The organism is Actinomadura sp. J1-007 (genome assembly GCF_009793335.1).
GTDB lineage: Bacteria > Actinomycetota > Actinomycetes > Streptosporangiales > Streptosporangiaceae > Spirillospora > Spirillospora yumaensis.
On record NZ_WING01000001.1, the window covers coordinates 4,113,212 to 4,136,765 of the forward strand.

Annotated in this window: 15 protein-coding genes and 3 pseudogenes; 17 read left to right on the top strand and 1 reads right to left on the bottom strand. The window is 69.3% G+C overall.

Features of this window, described 5'->3' with window-relative positions; all coding sequences use genetic code 11:
- Position 1 precedes the first annotated feature (1 nt).
- From GEV43_RS18745 to GEV43_RS18790, 9 genes and pseudogenes are all read left to right on the top strand, one after another.
- Positions 2–1,237, top strand: a complete 1,236-nt coding sequence (locus GEV43_RS18745) for an MCE family protein (RefSeq protein ID WP_164717202.1) — start codon at positions 2–4, stop codon at positions 1,235–1,237.
- Entirely contained in the window at positions 1,234–2,628 is a 1,395-nt protein-coding gene (locus tag GEV43_RS18750; protein ID WP_160821810.1) for an MCE family protein, read from the top strand. Before GEV43_RS18745 ends, GEV43_RS18750 begins: the two co-directional genes overlap by 4 nt.
- A complete protein-coding gene (locus tag GEV43_RS18755) occupies positions 2,625–4,586 on the top strand; it encodes an MCE family protein (protein WP_309239709.1) in 1,962 nt (653 codons plus the stop codon). Before GEV43_RS18750 ends, GEV43_RS18755 begins: the two co-directional genes overlap by 4 nt.
- Positions 4,583–5,821, top strand: a complete 1,239-nt coding sequence (locus GEV43_RS18765; protein ID WP_160821812.1) for a hypothetical protein — start codon at positions 4,583–4,585, stop codon at positions 5,819–5,821. Before GEV43_RS18755 ends, GEV43_RS18765 begins: the two co-directional genes overlap by 4 nt.
- A 414-nt stretch (positions 5,822–6,235) precedes the next feature.
- Positions 6,236–9,702, top strand: a pseudogene (gene rpoB / locus GEV43_RS18770) (DNA-directed RNA polymerase subunit beta).
- A gap of 20 nt (positions 9,703–9,722) precedes the next feature.
- Complete coding sequence (locus GEV43_RS18775; protein ID WP_160821813.1) at positions 9,723–13,601, top strand: DNA-directed RNA polymerase subunit beta'; 3,879 nt, start codon at positions 9,723–9,725, stop codon at positions 13,599–13,601.
- A 172-nt stretch (positions 13,602–13,773) separates the two neighbouring features.
- Complete coding sequence (locus tag GEV43_RS18780; protein WP_160821814.1) at positions 13,774–14,079, top strand: DUF4190 domain-containing protein; 306 nt, start codon at positions 13,774–13,776, stop codon at positions 14,077–14,079.
- Positions 14,080–14,190: 111 nt separating this feature from the next.
- Positions 14,191–15,159 (top strand): aldo/keto reductase, encoded by a 969-nt coding sequence (locus GEV43_RS18785; protein ID WP_160821815.1) that lies wholly within the window; start codon positions 14,191–14,193, stop codon positions 15,157–15,159.
- Between the two features lie 228 nt (positions 15,160–15,387).
- A complete protein-coding gene (locus GEV43_RS18790) occupies positions 15,388–15,615 on the top strand; it encodes a hypothetical protein (protein ID WP_160821816.1) in 228 nt (75 codons plus the stop codon).
- 178 nt (positions 15,616–15,793) lie between these two features.
- On the opposite strand, the gene GEV43_RS18795 is transcribed toward GEV43_RS18790, so the two are convergent.
- Positions 15,794–16,144: a hypothetical protein gene (locus GEV43_RS18795; RefSeq protein ID WP_160821817.1), complete on the bottom strand. Its 351-nt coding sequence runs from the start codon at positions 16,142–16,144 to the stop codon at positions 15,794–15,796.
- A gap of 21 nt (positions 16,145–16,165) precedes the next feature.
- On the opposite strand from GEV43_RS18795, the gene GEV43_RS18800 reads away from it, so the two are divergent.
- The 8 genes and pseudogenes from GEV43_RS18800 (at position 16,166) to rplD (ending at position 23,545) form a co-directional block, all read left to right on the top strand.
- Complete coding sequence (locus GEV43_RS18800; protein ID WP_160821818.1) at positions 16,166–17,026, top strand: hypothetical protein; 861 nt, start codon at positions 16,166–16,168, stop codon at positions 17,024–17,026.
- A 523-nt stretch (positions 17,027–17,549) separates the two neighbouring features.
- On the top strand, positions 17,550–17,924 hold the full coding sequence (gene rpsL / locus GEV43_RS18805) for a 30S ribosomal protein S12 (RefSeq protein WP_160821819.1): 375 nt from the start codon (positions 17,550–17,552) through the stop codon (positions 17,922–17,924).
- Entirely contained in the window at positions 17,924–18,394 is a 471-nt protein-coding gene (rpsG, locus tag GEV43_RS18810; RefSeq protein WP_021597494.1) for a 30S ribosomal protein S7, read from the top strand. Before rpsL ends, rpsG begins: the two co-directional genes overlap by 1 nt.
- Before the next feature lie 96 nt (positions 18,395–18,490).
- Positions 18,491–20,549 (top strand): annotated as a pseudogene (gene fusA, locus GEV43_RS18815) (elongation factor G).
- Between the two features lie 83 nt (positions 20,550–20,632).
- Positions 20,633–21,825: pseudogene (gene tuf, locus GEV43_RS18820) on the top strand (elongation factor Tu).
- Positions 21,826–21,973: 148 nt separating this feature from the next.
- Entirely contained in the window at positions 21,974–22,282 is a 309-nt protein-coding gene (gene rpsJ / locus GEV43_RS18825; RefSeq protein WP_018657599.1) for a 30S ribosomal protein S10, read from the top strand.
- Positions 22,283–22,295: 13 nt separating this feature from the next.
- Entirely contained in the window at positions 22,296–22,946 is a 651-nt protein-coding gene (gene rplC, locus GEV43_RS18830) for a 50S ribosomal protein L3 (RefSeq protein ID WP_160821820.1), read from the top strand.
- The gene (rplD, locus tag GEV43_RS18835; RefSeq protein WP_160821821.1) at positions 22,943–23,545 is read left to right on the top strand and encodes a 50S ribosomal protein L4; all 603 of its coding nucleotides are present in this window, start codon (positions 22,943–22,945) and stop codon (positions 23,543–23,545) included. The genes rplC and rplD overlap by 4 nt, the downstream gene beginning before the upstream one ends.
- Positions 23,546–23,554: the final 9 nt, after the last annotated feature.

Consider the following 23,554-nt stretch of genomic DNA (forward strand, 5'->3'; position numbering starts at 1 on the left):
AGTGCGTAACTCCGCAACCATCCTTCGCCTCGGCGGCGCGATCCTCGCCGTCGCGGTGCTGGCGGCCGCGCTCGTGCTGCTGCTCCAGGAGCCGAAGCAGCGCCACCTGACGGCGTACTTCACCAAGACCGTCGGCCTCTACAAGGGCGCCGACGTGCGCATCCTCGGCATCAAGGTCGGCAAGGTCACCAAGGTGACGCCGGTCGGCGACGCGGTGCGGGTCGAGATGGAGTACGAGGCCAGGCGCAAGGTCCCGGCGGACGCGCAGGCCGTGATCGTCAACCAGACGCTGGTCGCCGACCGGTACGTCCAGCTCACCCCCGTCTACAAGGGCGGCGCGACGCTGGCCGACAAGGCGACGCTGACGACGAGCCGTACCGCCGTGCCGGTCGAGGTGGACGAGGTCGGCGGCAGCCTGAGCGACCTCAGCAAGGCGCTCGGTCCCGAAGGCGCCAACAAGGACGGGTCGCTGTCGCGGCTGCTCCAGGTCGGTGCCAACACCCTGGAGGGGCAGGGCACCGACATCCGCCAGACCATCCACGACACGTCCAAGATGCTGAGCACGCTCAGCGCCGACCGCGGCGACGTGGCCAAGACGATCGAGAACCTGCGGGTCATCACCGACGCGATGAAGGCCAACGACCAGCAGATCAAGCAGTTCACCGGGCATCTGAACGGCGTGTCCGGGCAGCTCGCGGGGGAGAAGGAGGAGCTGAGCGCGGCCCTCAACACCCTCGCGCCGACGCTGCGGACCGTCCAGCGGTTCATCAAGGACAACCGCGGGCAGCTGTCCACCAACGTGCGGCAGCTCGCGCAGATCACCGGCGTGCTGGTCAAGGAGAAGGACAAGCTCGCCGAGCTGCTGGAGGTCGGCCCGCTCGCGATCAACAACCTGGCGCGGGCGTACGACCCGATCAGCGGCACCATCCACAACCGCGCCGACCTGCGCCAGTTCCACGACCTGGCCGACTGGGTCTGCTCGCTCGCCTACTCGGTCGGCACGCCGCCGAAGCAGTGCCTGGACTTCGTCCGGCCGTACAACGGGATCGGCAAGGCCCTCACCGGGCTCAGCCTCGACCTGTCCTGGATCACGGCGCTGACCACGCACTACGACCCGGTTCCGATCCCGCCGGACGCGTACGGCCCGGGCGGCCGGGGCGGCAAGGGCGGGCGCGCCGCGGCCCCGCAACACAAGCCGAAGGACATCACCTCGCTGCTCCCCGGAGGTGGCCGATGAGCACCAGTCCGACGCGCGGACGCGCGGGCACGGGCGCGTGGAGGCGGGCGCGCCTGCTCGGCCTCGCGGCGCTCGCGGGCGCGACGGCCCTGTCGGGCTGCTCGTTCCGCGGCGTCGACTCGATCCCGCTGCCCGGCGGCCCCGACCTCGGCGGCAGCCCGAAGACGATCAAGATCGAGTTCACGAACGTGCTCGACCTGGTGCCCCAGTCGGTGGTCAAGGTCAACGACGTGTCCGTCGGCAAGGTCGACAAGATCGACCTGGCCGCGGGCGGGAGCGCCCCCGCCGGGACGGGCGGCGGCCAGACCGGCGCGGCGGGGTGGCACGCCCTGGTGACGGTCAAGGTCCGCAAGGACGTCAAGCTGCCCGACAACGCGGTCGCGTCCATCGGCCAGACCAGCCTGCTCGGCGAGAAGTTCGTCGCGCTGTCGGCGCCGCCGAACCAGCCCGCGCAGGGCGAGCTGTCGTCCGGCGACCTGATCCCGCTCGCGCGCACCAACCGCAGCACCGAGATCGAGGAGGTGCTGTCGGCGATGTCGATGCTGCTGAACGGCGGCGGCATCGAGCAGATCGCCACGATCAGCCACGAGCTCCAGGCCGCGATGGGCGGCCGCGAGTCGACGATCAAGTCGGTGCTGCACCGCGTCAACACGTTCGTCGGGACCCTGGACCGCAACCGGACCGCGATCACCCGGGCGCTCGACAGCATCGACCGGCTCACCGGCAAGCTGTCGAACGAGCGCGCCACGATCGCCGACACGATCGACAAGACCGGCCCGGCGATCGGCGTGCTGAACCGCAACCGCGCCGACCTCACCAAGATGCTCGTCGCGCTCGACAGGCTGAGCCGCACGACCACCGGGGTGATCAAGCGGTCGCAGGCCGACCTGCTGGCCAACCTCAAGGACCTCGACACGATCGTCCGCAACCTCAACAAGGCCGGCGACACGCTGCCCAAGTCCCTCGAAACGCTGATCACCTTCCCGTTCCCCGCCACGTTCGGCAACGTGATCAAGGGCGACTACGGCAACGTGCGCCTCACCATCGACCTGGACTTCGAGAACATCGCCCACAACCTGCTGGGCGGCACCGACCTGGAGGGCATGCTCGGCAGCGGGCAGCAGATGCGCGGGATGCTCCAGGTCCCGAACGTGCAGCTCCCGCAGTCGCCGCTGGGCGTCCTGCCGCAGACCCCGCCCGCGGGCTCGGGCGGCTCGGGCGGCTCGGGCGGCGGGCAGGGCGGTCTGCCCGGCCTGCCGGGCCAGGGCACCGGAGGCGCGCCCGCCACGCCCCAGAAGAACGGCGGCAAGGCCCGCAACCGCCCGGGGGCCCTGGCTCCCCCGGCGCGGGAGGGCGATCTGCGGAGCCTGATGACGGGGGGCCTGTCGTGATCCTCAAGCGCGGCATCAAGTTGCAGCTCATCGCGTTCGCCGTCATCACCGTGGTCGGGGTGTCGGTCGTCCTGGTGAACTACATCGGGGTCGGGCGCAAGCTGCTCGGCCGCGAGTACACCGCCTACGTCGACCTCACCGACTCCGGCGGCGTGTTCACCAACGCCGAGGTCACCTACCGCGGCGTCCCGGTCGGCAAGGTCGGCCCGATCCAGCTCACCGACACCGGCATCAAGGTCAAGCTCGTCCTCAACCGCGGCAAGCGGATCCCGCGCGAGGGCACCTCGGCGATCGTGGCCAACCGCTCGGCGGTCGGCGAGCAGTACATCGACCTCCAGCCGAGCCGCAACACCGGCCCCTACCTCGACCAGGGCAGCCCGTACACGATCCCGAGGCGGCTCACCAAGCTCCCGGTGTCCACCGCCGAGCTGCTGCGCAACGTCGACAAGCTCGTCTCGTCCGTCGACCCGAAGAACCTCGGCACGATCGTGGACGAGCTCGACAAGGCGTTCAACGGGTCGGCCGCGGACCTCCAGTCGATCCTGGACGACACCGACCGGCTGATCCAGACCGCCGACCAGGCGTACCCGGACACCAAGAAGCTGCTGGACAACAGCCGCACCGTCCTGGACACCCAGCGCTCGCAGGGCGCCAACATCCTCGGCTTCTCCCGCAACCTGAACGAGCTGACCACCCAGCTCCGCAAGGACGACCCGGCGCTGCGGCAGACGATCGACAACGTGCCGGGCGCGGTGACCGAGGGCGGCAAGCTCGTCGACGCCCTGGAGCCGACCCTGCCGACGCTGCTGGCCAACCTGACCACCACCGGGCAGGTCATCGCGACCCGCAAGGCCGGGCTGCGCTCGCTGTTCATCCTCTACCCGGTGACGGTCGCGGGCGCGTTCACCGTGACGCCCGGCGACGGCACCCAGCACCTCGGCCTCGCGCTGAACATCGACTCGCCGCCCCCTTGCGAGAAGGGCTACGAGAAGACCAAGCGCCGCTGGCCCCACTTCACCGAGCGCAAGAAGCCGGACCTGAACACCGGCTGCAAGGACCGGCACGACTCGCCGAGCGCCGTGCGCGGCGCCCGCAACTTCCCGAAGGACGCCATCTCGCCGCCGCCGGCCGTCCCCCGGGCGCGACCGACGGCGCCGGGTTCCCGCCCGGCGGCGCCACCGGCGGCGGCTCCGAGGCGAAGGGCTCCGGGAAGGGCTCGGGCACCGCGTCCGGTAAGGGGCGGCGAACGGCTCCGGCAACGGTTCCGGCGGTCAGGCCGCGGCCGCGCCGATGAATCAGATGTTCGTCCCGTTTCCGTCCAACTCAGTGGAACTCGCCGGATACGATCCGTCGACCGGCGCGGTCTACGGCCCGGACGGCCAGCGGTACGTGATGCCCCGGAGCGCCGGCACTCGTCAGTTGGGAGAGGAATCGTCGTGGAAGTGGCTCCTGCTGGGACCGCTGAGCCAGTGAGGCGCGCCGGGAGCCTGGCGGTCGCGATCACCTCCGGGGTGGTCGTGGCGGCCCTCGCGGTCGCGGTGGTCTGGCTCGGCATCGGCGTGCTGCACAAGCAGGACGGCACCGACCAGCGCGCGAAGGCGATGCAGTCCGCGCGGCAGATGGGCGTCAACCTGATGACCCTCGACCACTCCAGGGCCCAGAAGGACCTGGACCGGATCGTCAAGGGCGCCACCGGCAACCTCAAGAACAAGCTCAGCTCCCAGTCCAAGACGTTCATGGACCAGCTCGCCAAGACGCAGGCGAAGTCGACGGTCAGCGACGTGGAGGCCGCGGTCGTGTCGATCGACGGCGACTCCGCCGAGGTGATGGTGTCGCTGAACGGCACGGTCACCAACCCCAAGGTCACCAACGGCACGCCGCGCGCCTACCGGTTCCTGATGGACCTCAGCAAGACCGGTGACGGCTGGCTCGTGTCCGAGATGGAGATGGTCCCGTGACGATGCTCGGCCGGGGCAGGCGCTCCGCTGAAGACAAGAAGAAGGGCGAGGCGAAGACCGCTGTAGAGGCCGAGAAGGCCGAGAAGGCGGACAAGGCCGAGAAGGCGGAGCGGAAGGCCGCCGACCTCCAGGCCGCCGCCGACCGCGCGGCCGAACGGGCCGCGAAGGCGGAGGAGGCCGCGGAGGCCGCCCGGCTCGCCGAGGAGGCCGCCGCCAAGGCCAAGGAGGCCGCGCGCCTCGCCCAGGCCGCCGCGCTCGCCGCCGCGGAGGCCGAGGCCGCCGCCGAAGCGGCCGAGACGGCGGACGCCACCGACACGCCCGAGGCGGCCGACGCAGCCGAGGACGCCGACGCCGCCGAGGACGACGCCGGCGAGAAGCCCGTCGGCACGGCTTCGTCCAAGGTCAAAGAGGCGGCGAAGCCGTCTGAGGACGACGCCGACACCCTCACGGACGACGACTCCGAGGCCGAGGATGGCTCCGAAACGCTCTCTGAGGGCGTGAAGGGCAAAACCTCGCTCACCAAGCCGTCCCGTACGGGGAAAACCTCTGAGAAGCCGTCTGAGGACGTTTCAGACGACAGCGGCACGGCCGCCGACACCGAAACAGCCACCGACACCGAAACAGCCACCGACGCCGAAACCGACACCGACGCTGAGGCCGACACCGGCGAGGCCGACGACGTCGAGTTCAAGCCCGCCCAGAAGGCCGCGGCCGAGGACGACGAGTCGCGGACGCGCCGGCGGTCCCGGTGGCCGTGGCCGGTTTGGGTCTCGGCCACCGTCGGCGTGCTGATCGTGGCCCTGGCCGCGGGAACGGTGGCACTCGCGCTGGAGTACCGCCACCAGAAGGCCGTGGAGACCGCGACCAAGCAGGGCGTCTTCGCCGCCTCCCGGGCCGCGCAGGACCTGTCGTCGTACGACTACCAGTCGCTCGACGCCGACCTGAAGCAGGCGTCGCAGGCGACGACCGGCAAGCTGCGCACCCAGTACGACAAGCTCGCGGCGGACCTGAAGTCGATGGCCGTCCCGCAGCAGGCGGTCTCGACGACGACGGTGGTCAAGGCCGGGGCGATCAGCGCGACGCCGGACAAGGTGGTCGTGCTCGTCTACGCCAACCGTTCGACGGCGACCAAGTCCGACAAGGAGAAGCGGCTCCCCGAGCCGCTGCGGCTGAAGCTGACCATGGTCAAGGAGAAGAGCCGCTGGCTCGCCTCCGATCTCGTCGTGATCTCCTGAGCCCGGCCGCGGATCCGCCGGATCCGGCCCCGTGAACGCGTCGAGCGGTCACCCTCGCGGGTGGCCGCTCGACCCCGTCCGAGGGCCTTCAAACCCCCTACCATCGGGTAGGAGGCGGAATCCTAAACTATGGCCTTCCTCACTGCAGGTCAGAGCCCGAAAAGTCCAAGTCCGCTCTTGACTACAAGCCCCTGAGGAGCGATGCTCCATGGCAACTGTGATGCATACTGCGGCGCTAGAGTTGCGAGCGGTGTGGTGGTCGGCTACACTGCCCCTTTGCGCTGCCCTCTGACTATCCACGTGTGAGAGCACTCCTGCCCAGGTCCGTTTTGGACCTCATCGTGCGGGTCTCGGACGTGGATCGTCTGGCGTGCGTGTCGTCAGTTACGCCGCGAGCCCTCGGAAGGACCACTCTTGGCAGCCTCGCGCAACGCCTCGAATACCGCAACCGGTCCGAACCGCGTCTCCTTCGCGCGCATCAAGGAGCCGCTCGAAGTCCCGGACCTCCTTGCTCTGCAGACCGACTCCTTTGACTGGCTGCTGGGCAACGAGAGGTGGAAGGCCCGGGTCGAGGCGGCCCAGAAGGCCGGAAGTAAGAGCGTCCCGACCCAGTCGGGCCTCGAGGAGATCTTCGAAGAGATCAGTCCCATCGAGGACTTCTCGGGAACCATGTCCCTGTCGTTCCGCGACCACCGGTTCGAGCCGCCCAAGTACTCCGTCGAGGAGTGCAAGGACAAGGACATGACCTACTCCGCCCCCATGTTCGTCACGGCGGAGTTCATCAACAACACCACCGGTGAGATCAAGAGCCAGACGGTGTTCATGGGCGACTTCCCGCTCATGACCCCGAAGGGCACCTTCATCATCAACGGCACCGAGCGCGTCGTCGTCTCCCAGCTGACCCGTTCGCCCGGTGTCTATTTCGACCGCGCCCTCGACAAGGCGTCCGACAAGGACATCTACGGCTGCCGGGTCATCCCGAGCCGCGGCGCCTGGCTCGAGTTCGAGATCGACAAGCGCGACAACGTCGGCGTGCGCATCGACCGCAAGCGCAAGCAGCCGGTCACCGTGCTGCTCAAGGCGCTCGGCTGGGACGAGGCCCGCATCCGCGAGCACTTCGGCTCCTACGAGTCGATCAACGTCACCCTGGAGAAGGACCACACCTCCGGCCAGGACGACGCGCTTCTCGACATCTACCGCAAGCTGCGCCCGGGCGAGCCGCCGACCAAGGAGTCGGCCCAGACGCTCCTGGAGAACCTGTACTTCAACCCCAAGCGCTACGACCTCGCCAAGGTCGGCCGCTACAAGGTCAACAAGAAGCTCGGCCTCGACCTCGACATGAAGCAGGGCACGCTGACCGAGGACGACATCGTCGGCACCATCGAGTACCTCGTCCGGCTGCACGCCGGCGAGGAGGAGGCCACCCTCGGCACCGCCGCGGTGCCGATCGAGGTCGACGACATCGACCACTTCGGCAACCGGCGCCTGCGCACCGTGGGCGAGCTCATCCAGAACCAGGTCCGCCTGGGCCTGGCCCGGATGGAGCGGGTCGTCCGCGAGCGGATGACCACCCAGGACGTCGAGGCGATCACGCCGCAGACCCTGATCAACATCCGCCCGGTCGTGGCGTCCATCAAGGAGTTCTTCGGCACCAGCCAGCTCTCCCAGTTCATGGACCAGACCAACCCCCTGGCGGGCCTGACCCACAAGCGGCGGCTCAACTCGCTCGGCCCCGGCGGCCTGTCCCGTGAGCGGGCGGGCATGGAGGTCCGCGACGTCCACCCGTCGCACTACGGGCGCATGTGCCCGATCGAGACGCCGGAAGGCCCCAACATCGGGCTGATCGGCTCGCTCGCCGCGTTCGGCCGGGTCAACCCGTTCGGGTTCGTCGAGACGCCCTACCGCAAGGTCACCGACGGCGTGGTCACCGACCAGATCGACTACCTGACCGCCGACGTCGAGGACCGCTACGTGGTCGCGCAGGCCAACTCCCTGCTCAACGACGACGGCACGTTCGTCGACGACCGGGTGCTGGTCCGCAAGAAGGGCGGCGAGGTCGAGCTGATCCCGCCGCACGAGGTCCAGTACATGGACGTCTCGGCGCGGCAGATGACCTCGGTCGCCACCGCGATGATCCCGTTCCTGGAGCACGACGACGCCAACCGCGCGCTGATGGGCTCCAACATGCAGCGCCAGTCGGTGCCGCTGCTGCGCAGCGAGGCGCCCCTGGTCGGCACCGGCATGGAGTACCGCGCCGCGACCGACGCCGGCGACGTCATCACGGCCGAGAAGGCCGGCGTCGTCGAGGAGGTCTCCGCCGACTACGTGACCGTCATGAACGACGACGCCACCCGCACGACCTACCGGGTGTCGAAGTTCAAGCGGTCCAACCAGGGCACCTGCTTCAACCAGAAGCCGATCGTCGAAGAGGGCGCCCGGGTCGAGGTCGGCCAGGTCATCGCCGACGGGCCGTGCACCGACGGCGGCGAGATGGCGCTCGGCAAGAACCTGCTCGTGGCGTTCATGCCGTGGGAGGGCCACAACTACGAAGACGCGATCATCCTCAGCCAGCGGCTGGTGCAGGACGACGTCCTGTCCTCGATCCACATCGAGGAGCACGAGGTCGACGCCCGCGACACCAAGCTCGGCCCCGAGGAGATCACCCGGGACATCCCGAACGTCTCCGAGGAGGTCCTCGCCGACCTCGACGAGCGCGGCATCATCCGCATCGGCGCCGACGTCGTCCCCGGCGACATCCTGGTCGGCAAGGTCACGCCCAAGGGCGAGACCGAGCTGACCCCGGAGGAGCGGCTGCTGCGCGCGATCTTCGGTGAGAAGGCGCGCGAGGTCCGCGACACCTCGCTGAAGGTGCCGCACGGCGAAGAGGGCAAGGTGATCGGCGTCCGGGTGTTCTCCCGCGACGAGGGCGACGAGCTGCCCCCCGGCGTCAACGAGCTGGTGCGGGTCTACGTGGCCCAGAAGCGCAAGATCACCGACGGCGACAAGCTGGCCGGGCGGCACGGCAACAAGGGCGTCATCTCCAAGATCCTTCCGGTCGAGGACATGCCGTTCCTTGAGGACGGCACCCCCGTCGACATCGTGCTCAACCCGCTCGGCGTCCCCGGCCGCATGAACGTCGGCCAGGTCCTGGAGACCCACCTCGGCTGGGTCGCCAGCCGCGGCTGGAAGGTCGAGGGCGACGACGCCGACTGGAAGCGCGCGCTCAAGGAGATCGGCGCCGACGAGGCACCGCCGTGGACCAACGCGGCCACCCCGGTGTTCGACGGCGCCCGCGAGGACGACGTCACCGGCCTGATCGAGAGCACCCTGCCCAACCGCGACGGCGACCGGCTGGTCGGCCCCGGCGGGAAGGCGCGGCTGTTCGACGGGCGCACCGGCGAGCCGTACAAGGAGCCGGTCTCGGTCGGCTACATCTACATCCTCAAGCTGCTCCACCTGGTCGACGACAAGATCCACGCCCGTTCGACCGGTCCGTACTCCATGATCACCCAGCAGCCGCTCGGCGGTAAGGCCCAGTTCGGCGGCCAGCGCTTCGGTGAGATGGAGGTGTGGGCGCTGGAGGCGTACGGCGCCGCCTACGCCCTCCAGGAGCTGCTGACCATCAAGTCCGACGACGTCCTCGGCCGCGTCAAGGTCTACGAGGCCATCGTCAAGGGCGAGAACATCCCGAGCCCGGCATTCCCGAGTCCTTCAAGGTGCTCATCAAGGAGATGCAGTCGCTGTGCCTGAACGTCGAGGTGCTCTCCAGCGACGGCATGTCCATCGAGATGCGCGACACCGACGAGGACGTCTTCCGCGCGGCGGAGGAGCTCGGCATCGACCTGTCCCGGCGTGAGCCGAGCAGTGTCGAAGAGGTCTGATCAACTCAAGGGGAAAACAGTTGCTTGACGTCAACTTCTTCGACGAGCTACGCATCGGCCTGGCGACCGCTGACGACATCCGCCAGTGGTCGCACGGCGAGGTCAAGAAGCCGGAGACGATCAACTACCGCACCCTCAAGCCGGAGAAGGACGGGCTCTTCTGCGAGAAGATCTTCGGTCCGACCCGCGACTGGGAGTGCTACTGCGGCAAGTACAAGCGCGTCCGGTTCAAGGGCATCATCTGCGAGCGCTGCGGCGTCGAGGTGACCCGCGCCAAGGTGCGCCGTGAGCGGATGGGCCACATCGAGCTGGCCGCGCCCGTCACGCACATCTGGTACTTCAAGGGCGTGCCGTCGCGGCTCGGCTACCTGCTGGACCTGGCCCCGAAGGATCTCGAAAAGATCATCTACTTCGCGGCCTACATGATCACCAGCGTGGACGCCGAGCGCCGCGACCGCGACCTGCCGACGCTCGAGGCGCACATCTCGGTCGAGCGCCAGCAGATCGAGCAGGCCCGCGACGCCCAGGTCGAGGCCCGCCAGCAGAAGCTGGAGGGCGACCTGGCGGAGCTGGAGGAGGCCGGGGCCAAGGCCGACCAGAAGCGCAAGGTCCGCGACGGCGCCGAGCGGGAGATGAAGCAGCTGCGCGACCGGGCGCAGCGCGAGATCGACCGCCTCGACGAGGTGTGGAGCCGGTTCAAGAACCTCAAGGTCCAGGACCTGGAGGGCGACGAGCTGCTCTACCGCGAGATGCGCGACCGCTTCGGCAAGTACTTCGAGGGCGGCATGGGCGCCGCGGCCATCCAGGCCCGGCTCCAGAACTTCGACCTCGACGCCGAGGCCGAGAAGCTCCGCGACATCATCCGCACGGGCAAGGGCCAGAAGAAGGCCCGCGCCCTCAAGCGGCTCAAGGTCGTCTCGGCGTTCCTCAACACCCGCAACAGCCCGCTCGGCATGGTGCTGGACTGCGTCCCGGTGATCCCGCCGGACCTGCGTCCGATGGTGCAGCTCGACGGCGGCCGCTTCGCGACCTCCGACCTCAACGACCTGTACCGCCGCGTCATCAACCGCAACAACCGGCTCAAGCGGCTGCTGGACCTCGGCGCGCCCGAGATCATCGTCAACAACGAGAAGCGGATGCTCCAGGAGGCCGTCGACGCGCTGTTCGACAACGGCCGCCGCGGCCGCCCGGTCACCGGACCGGGCAACCGCCCCCTGAAGTCCCTCTCGGACATGCTCAAGGGCAAGCAGGGCCGGTTCCGCCAGAACCTGCTGGGCAAGCGCGTCGACTACTCCGGCCGTTCGGTCATCGTCGTCGGCCCGCAGCTCAAGCTGCACCAGTGCGGCCTGCCGAAGCAGATGGCGCTGGAGCTGTTCAAGCCGTTCGTGATGAAGCGCCTGGTCGACCTCAACCACGCGCAGAACATCAAGAGCGCCAAGCGGATGGTCGAGCGGGCCCGCCCGGTCGTGTGGGACGTGCTCGAAGAGGTCATCACCGAGCACCCGGTGCTGCTCAACCGCGCGCCGACCCTGCACCGCCTCGGCATCCAGGCGTTCGAGCCGCAGCTCGTCGAGGGCAAGGCCATCCAGATCCACCCGCTGGTCTGCACCGCGTTCAACGCGGACTTCGACGGCGACCAGATGGCGGTGCACCTGCCGCTGTCCGCCGAGGCGCAGGCCGAGGCGCGGATCCTGATGCTGTCGACCAACAACATCCTGAAGCCGTCGGACGGCAAGCCCGTCACCATGCCCACCCAGGACATGGTGATCGGCCTCTACTGGCTGACCACGCAGAAGGACGGCGACGCCGGCGAGGGCCGCTCGTTCGGGTCGATCGCCGAGGGCATCATGGCCTACGACCGGGGCGAGCTGACCCTCCAGGCCAAGATCCAGATCCGGCTCAAGGACGTCCCGCCGCCGCGCGGCTGGCAGGCGCCCGAGGGCTACGACGCGGGCCGGCCGTACCGGCTGGAGACCACGCTCGGCCGCGCGCTGTTCAACGAGACGCTGCCCGACGACTTCCCGTTCGTGAACGAGGAGATCGGCAAGAAGCAGCTCTCCGCGATCGTCAACGAGCTGGCCGAGACCTACCCCAAGGTCGCCGTGGCCAACGCGCTGGACGCGCTCAAGAGCACCGGGTTCCACTGGGCCACCCGGTCGGGCGTCACCATCTCCATCGAGGACGTGGTGACCCCGCCCAACAAGCAGGAGATCCTGGGCTCGTACGAGAGCCGCGCCGATAAGGTGCAGCGGGAGTTCAACCGGGGCCTGATCACCGACGACGAGCGCAAGCAGGAGCTCATCGAGATCTGGAACCACGCCACGGCCGACGTGGCGAAGGACATGGAGCAGGCGTTCCCGAAGGCCAACCCGATCTGGATGATGATCCAGTCGGGCGCCCGCGGCAACCCGCTCCAGCTCCGCCAGATCGCCGGCATGCGCGGCCTGGTCTCCAACCCCAAGGGCGAGACCATCCCGCGTCCGATCAAGTCGTCGTTCCGCGAGGGCCTGTCGGTCGTCGAGTACTTCATCTCGACGCACGGCGCCCGCAAGGGCCTGGCCGACACCGCGCTGCGCACCGCCGACTCGGGCTACCTGACCCGGCGCCTGGTGGACGTCGCGCAGGACGTCATCGTCCGCGAGGAGGACTGCGGCACCGACCGCACGATCCCGTTCGAGGTCGCCGACCGCCTGTCCGACGGCACCCTGGTCAAGCTGGCCACCACGGAGACCAGCCTGATCGGCCGGACCATCGCCGAGGACGTCGTCGTCGACGGCACGGTGATCTTCCCGGCCGACACCGACCTGTCGGACTCGGTGGTGTCCCGCCTGGTCGAGGCCGGGGTGGACCGCGTGCGGACCCGCAGCGCCCTGGTCTGCGAGGCCAAGATCGGCGTCTGCGCCGCCTGCTACGGCCGGTCGCTCGCGACCGGCAAGCGGGTGGACGTCGGCGAGGCCGTCGGGATCATCGCCGCGCAGTCCATCGGCGAGCCCGGCACCCAGCTGACCATGCGCACGTTCCACACCGGCGGTGTCGCCGGCGGTGACATCACGCACGGTCTGCCGCGTGTGCAGGAGCTGTTCGAGGCCCGCGTCCCGAAGGGCGTGGCCCCGATCAGCGAGGTCGCCGGCCGGGTGAAGATCGACGAGACCGAGAAGACGCGCAAGATCGTCATCGTGCCGGACGACGGCGCCGACGAGATCGCCTACCCGGTCCCGATGCGGTCGCGCCTGGAGGACGGTGTCCGCGAGGGCGCCCACGTGGACGTCGGCCAGCAGCTGATCAAGGGCGCGCAGAACCCGCACGAGGTGCTGCGCATCCTCGGCCCGCGCGCCGTCCAGCTGCACCTGGTCCAGGAGGTCCAGGAGGTCTACCGCTCGCAGGGCGTGTCGATCCACGACAAGCACATCGAGATCATCGTCCGCCAGATGCTCAAGCGGGTGAACATCCTGGAGTCCGGCGACACCGACCTGCTGCCCGGCGACCTCGTGGAGCGTCCCCTCTTCGAGGAGACCAACCGCAACGTGGTCGCCGAGGGCGGGGTGCCGGCCGCCGGCCGCCCGGTCCTGATGGGCATCACCAAGGCGTCGCTCGCGACCGAGTCGTGGCTGTCGGCCGCCTCCTTCCAGGAGACGACCCGCGTCCTCACCGAGGCCGCGATGCACGCCAAGAGCGACCCGCTGCTGGGCCTCAAGGAGAACGTCATCATCGGCAAGCTCATCCCGGCCGGTACGGGCATGCCCCAGTACCGCAACGTCCGGGTCGAGCCCACCGAGGAGGCGAAGGCCGCCGTCTACTCCGTCGGCTCGTACGACGACGGAGCCGAGTACGCCTTCGGCCAGGGCTCCGGCGAGGCCGTTCCCCTGGAGGAGTACGACTTCGGCCAGTACAACCGCTGACCCGGCGGCGGCCTGAGGGCCGTCCCGCGCACAGCAGAGAGGCCCCCGCCCGGCACCCGCCGGACGGGGGCCTCTGCCATGCGCGGCGTCCGGCGCGGGCCCGCGTGTCCGCCCCCGGCCGGACGCCGATCGGGACGGGACGTATCCGGAGGCGCGCTGTAGCGTGCCGGGCATGGTCTACCACCAGGGTCCGCCCCCGCCGCCGCCCTCGGAGCGGACGTGGGCGGACGGTGTGGGGACGGCGGCGCTGGTCCTCGGTCTGCTCGGCATCGTGACCTGCGGCGTCACCTCGGTCTTCGCGATCGTCCTCGGGCACCTGGCGTACGGCAAGAAGCTCGACGGCCCCGGCGGGCGCGGCGACGGCCGGGCGATCGCCGGGATCGTCCTCGGCTGGCTCCTGACCCTCTGCTGGCTCGCCGCGTGGGCCCTCCTGCTCGCCAACGGCGACAGGCTCGCCGAGCTCATCAACAGCCTCTGAGGAACGCGTCGGGGAGGCGCTGGCGCCATCCGCCGGGCGGAACGGACCTCTCGGGCCCTGCTCCCCAAACCCCACGTTCCCCCTGACGGTGGGGAACGACAGTATGTGGTCATGGAACAAGTGCGATTGGGGACGAGCGGTCTGAAGGTCTCCCGGGTGTGCCTGGGGATGATGAGCTACGGGGATCCGGCGTCACGGGAGTGGTTCCTGGGCGAGGACGCGGCCGAGCCGATCGTGCGGCGGGCCGTCGAAGGGGGCGTGACCTTCTTCGACACCGCCGACATGTACTCGCTGGGGAAGAGCGAGGAGATCACCGGACGGCTGCTGCCCCGGTTCTTCGCCAGGCGCGACGACTACGTCCTCGCCACCAAGGTCTACTTCCCCATGAGCGACGCGCCGAACGACCGCGGGCTGTCGCGCAAGCACGTGATGGCCTCGATCGACGCGTCCCTGCGGCGGCTGGGCGTCGAGTACGTGGACCTCTACCAGATCCATCGGTGGGACTACGAGACGCCCATCGAGGAGACCATGGAGGCCCTGCACGACGTCGTCAAGGCGGGCAAGGCGCGCTACATCGGGGCGTCGAGCATGTACGCCTGGCAGTTCGCCAAGGCGCAGCACGTGGCGGCGACGAAGTTCGTGTCCATGCAGAACCACTACAACCTCGTCTACCGCGAGGAGGAGCGGGAGATGATCCCGCTCTGCCTGGACCAGGGCGTCGGCTGCATCCCCTGGAGCCCGCTCGCGCGCGGCCTGCTCGCCGGCAACCGCGAGCGCGGGGGAGAGCGCCGGACCGTCCGGGCGGGCAGCGATCCGCTGGCCGAGAGCATGTACGAGGACGCCGACTTCGACGTGGTGGACGCGGTGAGAAAGGTCGCTTCGGAACGGGGCGTCCCGCCGGCGCGGATCGCGCTGGCCTGGCTGATGGGCAGGCCGGGCGTCGCGGCGCCGATCATCGGGGCGACGAAGCTCGGGCACATGGACGACGCCCTCGCCGCCGCGGACATCGAGCTCTCCGCCGAGGAGATCGCGCGCCTGGAGGCCCCCTACCGTCCGCACCCGGTGCTCGGACACTCCTGACATGCGACGATGAACCGAACGGTCGCGTTCCGGGAGCCGGAGGCCGCGGTGATTTGCGATACCACCGGCGATCGGGGCAGGCTGGAGGCGAAAACGCCCACTAGATGGCGACACCATCGCGTGGGCGAACCGGTGGCAAAGGCTCGGAGGCCGCGTAACGCGCCGCGCGTCTCCGAGCGGCCCGGGTGCTGAAGGGCCCCGGGACGACGGCGCTGAAGGAGCCCGACGATGACCGACAATGACGGCACGCAGGGACCGCAGTGGCCGTTGCCGGACGACGAGGACGCGGCCAAGGGCGGCCCGCGGGACGAGCAGCAGGAGCCCCCGGCCCGGCCCATGGGCGACCGTACGGTCGTCTTCGGCGCCCCGCAGCTCGGCGGGCAGGCCCCGCAGCAGCAGCCCCCGGCGCCCCGAGGGAGGAACGGCCCGCCCCGGCCCCTCCGCCCGCGACGATGATCGAGCCCATGCAGCCTCCGGTCGCGCCGCAGGCTCCGCAGGGCCCGCCGCCGCCTCCGCAGCAGCAGCCCTACGCGCCCCCGTCCCAGGACTACGGACAGGGCGGCTACGCGCCGCAGCCCGAGCAGCAGGGGTACGCGCCGCAGCAGGAGCAGAACCCGTACGGGCAGCAGCAGCCCTACAACCAGCCGCCGCAGCCGCCCCAGCAGCAGCCGTACCCGCAGCAGCCGTACGGCCAGCCGGAACAGCAGCAGAACCCGTACGGCCAGCCTGAGCAGCGGCAGCCGTACGGGCAGGCGCCGGGCGGGTACGGGCAGCAGGAGCCGTTCACGGCACCGCCCGAGCCGCAGGCCCCGCAGGCGCGCGCCCCCGAGACGTCCCCCGCCGAACCCGAGGGCGGCGTCGCCGACCGCACTTTGATCGTTCCAGGCCCGGGCGCCGAGCCCGAGCGGCCCAAGGTGGACGACGCGGCGACGCTGCACTGGTCGCCGGGCACCGACGTTCCGGTGGCGACGGGTCCGGAGCGCAAGCACGAGGCCCCGTCCGAGCCGTGGCAGGCCCCCACGCCGCCGCCCACCCCCGAGCCGTGGTCGCCGGACGCGCAGGCGCCGTCCCAGGCGCAGGGGCAGCCTCAGTCGCAGCAGCAGGGCGACCACGAGCGCACGATGATGGTGCCGCCGCCCGACTCGGGCTTCGGCGCGTCCCCGGCCTCGTCGGGCGAGGAGCAGCAGGCGTACGGCGCCCCTCGCAGGGCGAGCAGGAGGACGGACGCCCCACGCAGTCGTTCGACCCGGGCCAGGGCGGCGAGCCGTCCGGCATGCCCGAGCACACCCGCATGGACATCGGCCAGCAGCAGTGGTCCTCGCCCCAGCAGGGATACGGGCAGCAGCCCTACCCGCCGCAGGGCGCGCAGCAGTTCCCGCCGTCCGACCAGCAGGCCCCCTTCGGCGAGCAGTCCCCGTTCGGACAGCAGCAGGACCAGTTCGGCCAGCAGGAGCAGCAGCAGTACGGCCAGCAGGAGCAGCAGTACGGCCAGCAGGGCGGTTTCGGCCAGCAGCAGGGGCAACAGGGGCAGCAGGGCCAACAGGCCCAGCAGCAGTACGGGCAGCAGGACCAGCAGTACGGCCAGCCCGCCCAGCAGTCCCCCTACGGCCAGCAGGGTGAGCAGCAGCAGTTCCCGCCGCAGGGCGACCAGCAGCAGTACGGGCAGCCCCAGCAGTACGGCCAGCAGGCCCAGTACGGCCAGCCCAGCCAGCAGGGCCAGGGCCAGGGCCAGCAGGGCGGCGCCTACCCGGGGTACGGCGGCGTCGCCGAAGGCGGCGAGGGCAAGAGCAACAAGAACCTCTTCATCATCATCGGCGCGGTCGTCGTCGTGCTCCTCGTCGTGGTCGTGGTGGCCGTCCTGATGTGACGACTCGCCGGACCCGCGGATCGCACCCGTACCGCGGGTCCGGATAGCGGCCCGACCGGATGCCGACGGATCTCCGCCCTCCCGGGCGGAACTCCCGTCGGCATCCGGCCGTTGGGGCTACGGGAAGACGGTCTTGGACGGTACGCCGGGGTTGCGCCGGAGGGGCTCGGCACGATATTGCGTCGCTCGCTTTGCACTTCCGCGCGAGGGCCGGTAATCTCTCTCTTCGTGCCCGCAGTATGCGGGCCCACTCTGCGTGCGCGTGGTAGGGCTCTTCAGGGGCCGGCCCAGTGCCGCAACCACTCCCCGGCTTGATTCGGCCCTGTTTGGGCCGGGCGGTCCGTGTCAGTTTCGCGCGGCTTGAGAAGCGTGCGGCGGCGACACGCCCGACCGCGTGGGTCGGAGAGGTCGGGAAACCGGCAGGTCACAGCCTCCCGTGAGGTGGTGATGACGGGTCCCGCGCGAGCGGAACCCTGAAAGAACACAAGACTTACCGGCTCGGTACGAGGAAGACGGAGACGCGGTGCCCACGATCCAGCAGCTGGTCCGAAAGGGCCGCCAGGACAAGGTGACCAAGAACAAGACGCCTGCGCTGACGGGCAGCCCCCAGCGCCGGGGTGTCTGCACGCGCGTCTACACGACGACGCCCAAGAAGCCGAACTCCGCGCTTCGCAAGGTCGCACGTGTCCGGCTGACCAGCGGGATCGAGGTCACGGCCTACATCCCCGGCGTCGGGCACAACCTTCAGGAGCACTCGATCGTGCTCGTGCGCGGCGGCCGAGTGAAGGACCTCCCGGGTGTTCGGTACAAGATCATCCGCGGTTCCCTGGACACCCAGGGTGTGCGCAACCGCAAGCAAGCGCGCAGCAAGTACGGCGCCAAGAAGGAGAAGAGCTGATGCCGCGCAAGGGCCCCGCTGGCAAGCGCCAGCTGATCGCTGACCCGGTGTACAACTCGCCGCTGGTCACCGCGCTCATCAACAAGATCCTTCTGGACGGCAAGCGCTCGATCGCCCAGAGCATCGTCTACGACGCCCTGGAGGGCGCCCGCGAGAAGACCGGCAACGACCCGGTCGTCACGCTCAAGCGCGCGCTCGACAACGTGAAGCCGACGCTGGAGGTCCGCAGCCGCCGTGTCGGTGGCGCGACCTACCAGGTCCCCGTCGAGGTGCGGCCGGCGCGCAGCACCACGCTCGCCCTGCGGTGGCTGGTGGTGTACGCCCGCCAGCGTCGCGAGAAGACCATGACCGAGCGGCTGATGAACGAGCTGCTCGACGCGAGCAACGGCCTTGGCGCGTCCGTGAAGAAGCGCGAGGACACGCACAAGATGGCGGAGTCCAACAAGGCGTTCGCCCACTACCGCTGGTAACCCCGGCGGGACACGACTGACGACGAGAGACGACGCGAGGGCACAGTGGCTACCAAAACCGGTGTAGACCTGGCCAAGGTCCGCAACATCGGGATCATGGCCCATATCGACGCGGGCAAGACCACGACGACCGAGCGCATCCTGTACTACACCGGGATGAGCTACAAGATCGGCGAGGTCCACGACGGCGCCGCCACCATGGACTGGATGGAGCAGGAGCAGGAGCGGGGATCACCATCACCTCCGCGGCCACCACCTGCGAATGGCCGGTCGATGACATCAAGCACACGATCAACATCATCGACACCCCGGGGCACGTCGACTTCACCGTCGAGGTGGAGCGCAACCTGCGGGTGCTCGACGGCGCGGTCGCGGTGTTCGACGGTGTGGCGGGCGTGGAGCCCCAGTCCGAGACGGTGTGGCGCCAGGCCGACCGGTACGGCGTGCCGCGCATGTGCTTCGTCAACAAGCTCGACCGGGTCGGCGCGGAGTTCCACCGCTGCGTCGACATGATCGAGAACCGCCTCCAGGCGACGCCGCTGGTCCTCCAGCTCCCGATCGGCGCCGAGTCCGACTTCAAGGGCATCATCGACCTGGTCGCGATGAAGGCGCTGCTCTGGAACGAGGAGGCCAAGCTCGGCGAGATGTACGACACGCTCGACATCCCCGAGTCGCACGCCGAGGTCGCGCGCGAGTGGCACGACAAGCTGGTCGAGACGCTCGCCGAGAACGACGACGAGCTCATGGAGCTGTACCTGGAGGGCACCGAGCCCACCGTCGAGCAGCTCCACGCCGGCATCCGCCGCGCGACGATCGCCGCGAAGCTGACCCCGGTCACCTGCGGCACCGCCTTCAAGAACAAGGGCGTGCAGCCGCTGCTGGACGCGATCGTCCGCTACCTGCCGTCGCCGCTGGACGTCGAGGCCATCGAGGGCCACGCCGTCCGCGACGAGGACCAGGTGCTGACGCGCAAGCCGAGCGAGGACGAGCCGTTCTCCGCGCTGGCGTTCAAGATCGCGAGTGACCCGCACCTGGGCAAGCTCACGTTCGTGCGCATCTACTCCGGCGTGGTGGAGACCGGCACCGCGGTGCTGAACTCCGTCAAGGAGCGCAAGGAGCGGATCGGCAAGATCTACCGGATGCACGCCAACAAGCGCACCGAGATCGAGCGCGCCGGCGCGGGCGACATCGTGGCGGTGATGGGTCTCAAGCAGACCACCACCGGCGAGACGCTGTGCGACGACGCGTCCCGATCGTCCTTGAGTCGATGAACTTCCCGGCGCCCGTGATCAACGTCGCGATCGAGCCGAAGACCAAGGGCGACCAGCAGAAGCTGGGCACCGCGATCCAGCGGCTGGCCGAGGAGGACCCGTCCTTCCAGGTCCGCTCGGACCCCGACACCGGCCAGACCATCATCTGGGGGATGGGCGAGCTCCACCTGGAGATCCTCGTCGACCGGATGAAGCGCGAGTTCCGGGTCGAGGCCAACGTCGGCCGCCCGCAGGTGGCCTACCGGGAGACGATCACCAAGAAGGTCGAGAAGGTCGAGTACACCCACAAGAAGCAGACGGGTGGCTCGGGCCAGTTCGGCCGCGTGATCATCGACCTGGAGCCGCTCGGCGGCGGGTCCGACGGTTACGAGTTCGAGAACAAGGTCACCGGCGGCCGCATCCCGCGGGAGTACATCCCGTCGGTGGACGCGGGCTGCCAGGAGGCCGCCGAGTTCGGCGTCCTCGCGGGCTACCCGATGGTGGGCGTCAAGGTCACCCTGCGAGACGGCGCCTACCACGAGGTCGACTCGTCGGAGATGGCGTTCAAGGTCGCCGGATCCATGGCGTTCAAGGACGCCGCCCGCAGGGCGACTCCCACGCTGCTGGAGCCGATGATGGCCGTCGAGGTCACCACGCCCGAGGACAACATGGGCGACGTGATCGGCGACCTGAACAGCCGGCGCGGCCAGGTCCAGTCCATGGACGAGCGTACGGGCATGCGGGTCATCAAGGCCCTTGTCCCGCTCTCCGAGATGTTCGGCTACGTGGGTGATCTGCGAAGCAAGACCCAGGGCCGGGCTGTCTTCACCATGCAGTTCGACTCCTACGCGGAGGTTCCGGGGAACGTCGCGCAGGAGATCATCGCCAAGGCGCGGGGCGAGTAAGCACCCGGGCCTGCCCACAGATCACCAGGACGTACATCGAAGCGGTCGTCTAGACGGCCGAGGATCGCAACAAGGAGCAACCAGTGGCGAAGGCCAAGTTCGAGCGGACGAAGCCGCACGTGAACATCGGCACCATTGGGCACATCGACCACGGTAAGACCACCCTTACCGCGGCGATCACCAAGGTGCTGCACGACAAGTACCCGGACCTCAACCCGTTCACGCCGTTCGAGGACATCGACAAGGCCCCGAAGAGCGCGAGCGCGGCATCACCATCTCCATCGCGCACGTCGAGTACCAGACCGAGGCGCGGCACTACGCGCACGTCGACTGCCCGGGGCACGCGGACTACATCAAGAACATGATCACCGGCGCCGCGCAGATGGACGGCGCGATCCTGGTGGTCGCCGCGACCGACGGCCCGATGCCGCAGACCAAGGAGCACGTGCTCCTGGCCCGCCAGGTCGGCGTCCCCTACATCGTCGTCGCGCTCAACAAGTGCGACATGGTGGACGACGAGGAGATCCTGGAGCTCGTCGAGCTCGAGGTCCGCGAGCTGCTGTCCGAGTACGAGTTCCCGGGCGACGACGTCCCGGTCGTGCGCGTCTCCGCCTTCCAGGCCCTCCAGGGGGACGAGAAGTGGGGCGAGTCGATCGTCGAGCTGATGAACGCCGTCGACGAGAACGTGCCCGAGCCGGTCCGCGACACCGACAAGCCGTTCCTGATGCCGATCGAGGACGTCTTCTCGATCACCGGCCGCGGCACGGTCGTCACCGGCCGGATCGAGCGCGGCGTGATCAACGTCAACGAGACCGTCGACATCATCGGCATCAAGGACACCTCGACCAGCACCACGGTCACCGGTGTCGAGATGTTCCGCAAGCTGCTCGACCAGGGCCAGGCGGGCGACAACGTCGGCCTGCTCCTGCGCGGCATCAAGCGCGAGGACGTCGAGCGCGGCCAGTGCATCATCAAGCCGGGCACCAACACCCCGCACACCGAGTTCGAGGCGCAGGTCTACATCCTGTCCAAGGACGAGGGCGGCCGCCACACGCCGTTCTTCAACAACTACCGGCCGCAGTTCTACTTCCGGACCACGGACGTGACCGGCGTGGTGAACCTCCCTGAGGGCACCGAGATGGTCATGCCGGGCGACAACACCGAGATGAGCGTTGAGCTGATCCAGCCCATCGCCATGGAGGAGGGCCTGAAGTTCGCCATCCGCGAGGGTGGCCGGACGGTGGGCGCCGGTCGCGTGACGAAGATCAACAAGTAACACCTCTCGCAGTACGGCGGCCCGGCCGCCCGCGCCGGTCCCGGGGGAGCCCTCCGGGGCCGTCCGGGAAAGGCTCGACAGCCGGGCCGCCGTACCGCGAACAGACGAAGTAACAGCGGCACTACCAGCAAAGGACACCGAGGCCACCATGGCGGGACAGAAGATCCGCATCCGGCTCAAGGCCTACGACCACGAGGTCATCGACACCTCCGCGAAGAAGATCGTTGAGACGGTGACGCGGACGGGCGCCAAGGTCGCGGGCCCGGTGCCGCTGCCGACCGAGAAGAACGTGTACTGCGTCATCCGCTCGCCGCACAAGTACAAGGACAGCCGCGAGCACTTCGAGATGCGCACGCACAAGCGGTTGATCGACATCATCGACCCGACGCCCAAGACGGTCGACTCGCTGATGCGACTCGACCTTCCGGCCGGCGTTGACATCGAGATCAAGCTCTAAGGGACGCACCGAGATGAGTACGCAGAGGAAGGGCGTCCTGGGCGAGAAGCTCGGCATGACCCAGGTCTTCGACGATGAGGGCCGGATCGTTCCGGTGACCGTCGTCCAGGCCGGGCCGTGTGTCGTGACCCAGCTCCGGAGCCAGGAGAAGGACGGCTACACCGCCGTCCAGCTCGGGTTCGGTCAGATCGACCCGCGCAAGGTGAACAAGCCGCGCACGGGTCACTTCGAGAAGGCCGGCGTCACGCCGCGCCGTTACCTCGTGGAGCTGCGGTCGGACGACACCACCGAGTACGAACTCGGCCAGGAGATCACCGTTGAGGTCTTCGAGGCCGGCCAGCGGATCGACGTCACCGGCACGAGCAAGGGCAAGGGCACCGCGGGTGTCATGAAGCGCCACGGCTTCAAGGGCCTCGGCGCCTCGCACGGCACCCAGCGCAAGCACCGCTCGCCGGGCTCGATCGGCGGCTGCGCGACCCCCGGTCGCGTCTTCAAGGGCCTGCGCATGGCGGGGCGGCACGGCAACGCCCGCACCACCGTGCAGAACCTGACCGTCCACGCCATCGACTCGGAGAAGAACCTGCTCCTCATCAAGGGCGCGGTTCCCGGTCCCAACGGCGGCGTGGTCCTGGTCCGCGACGCAGTGAAGGGGACGGGCAAGTGACCTCCAAGCTCGACATCGACCTGCCCGCCGAGATCTTCGACGCGAAGACGAGCGTGCCGCTGATCCACCAGGTCGTGGTGGCGCAGCAGGCCGCGGCCCGGCAGGGCACCCACGCGACCAAGACCCGCGGCGACGTCCGCGGCGGCGGCAAGAAGCCGTACCGGCAGAAGGGCACCGGCCGCGCCCGCCAGGGCTCGACCCGCGCGCCCCAGTTCGCCGGCGGCGGCGTCGTCCACGGCCCGCAGCCGCGCGACTACACGCAGAAGACGCCCAAGAAGATGAAGGCCGCCGCCCTGCGCGGCGCCCTGTCCGACCGTGCCCGCTTCGGCCTGGTGCACGTGGTGGACCACCTCATCGAGGGCGACACCCCGAAGACGAAGACGGCGCTGACCGCGCTGCGCGGCGTCACCGAGGCCAAGAGCGTCCTGCTGGTCCTGGACCGCGAGGACGAGGTGACCTGGAAGAGCCTGCGCAACGAGCCGAGCGTGCACGTGATCGTCTCCGACCAGCTCAACACCTACGACGTGCTGGTGAACGAGGAGGTCGTCTTCACGCAGAAGGCGTACGACGAGTTCATCGCGCGCGCGGCGAAGAAGTAAGGAGGGTCG

What these genes read in the sequence shown, in the direction of transcription:
- GEV43_RS18785 (WP_160821815.1), top strand. Translation starts at nt 14,191, where the DNA reads ATGGAACAAGTGCGATTGGGGACGAGCGGTCTGAAGGTCTCCCGGGTG.
- GEV43_RS18790 (WP_160821816.1), top strand. Translation starts at nt 15,388, where the DNA reads ATGACCGACAATGACGGCACGCAGGGACCGCAGTGGCCGTTGCCGGAC.
- GEV43_RS18750 (WP_160821810.1), top strand. Translation starts at nt 1,234, where the DNA reads ATGAGCACCAGTCCGACGCGCGGACGCGCGGGCACGGGCGCGTGGAGG.
- rpsJ (WP_018657599.1), top strand. Translation starts at nt 21,974, where the DNA reads ATGGCGGGACAGAAGATCCGCATCCGGCTCAAGGCCTACGACCACGAG.
- GEV43_RS18780 (WP_160821814.1), top strand. Translation starts at nt 13,774, where the DNA reads ATGGTCTACCACCAGGGTCCGCCCCCGCCGCCGCCCTCGGAGCGGACG.
- rplC (WP_160821820.1), top strand. Translation starts at nt 22,296, where the DNA reads ATGAGTACGCAGAGGAAGGGCGTCCTGGGCGAGAAGCTCGGCATGACC.
- rpsG (WP_021597494.1), top strand. Translation starts at nt 17,924, where the DNA reads ATGCCGCGCAAGGGCCCCGCTGGCAAGCGCCAGCTGATCGCTGACCCG.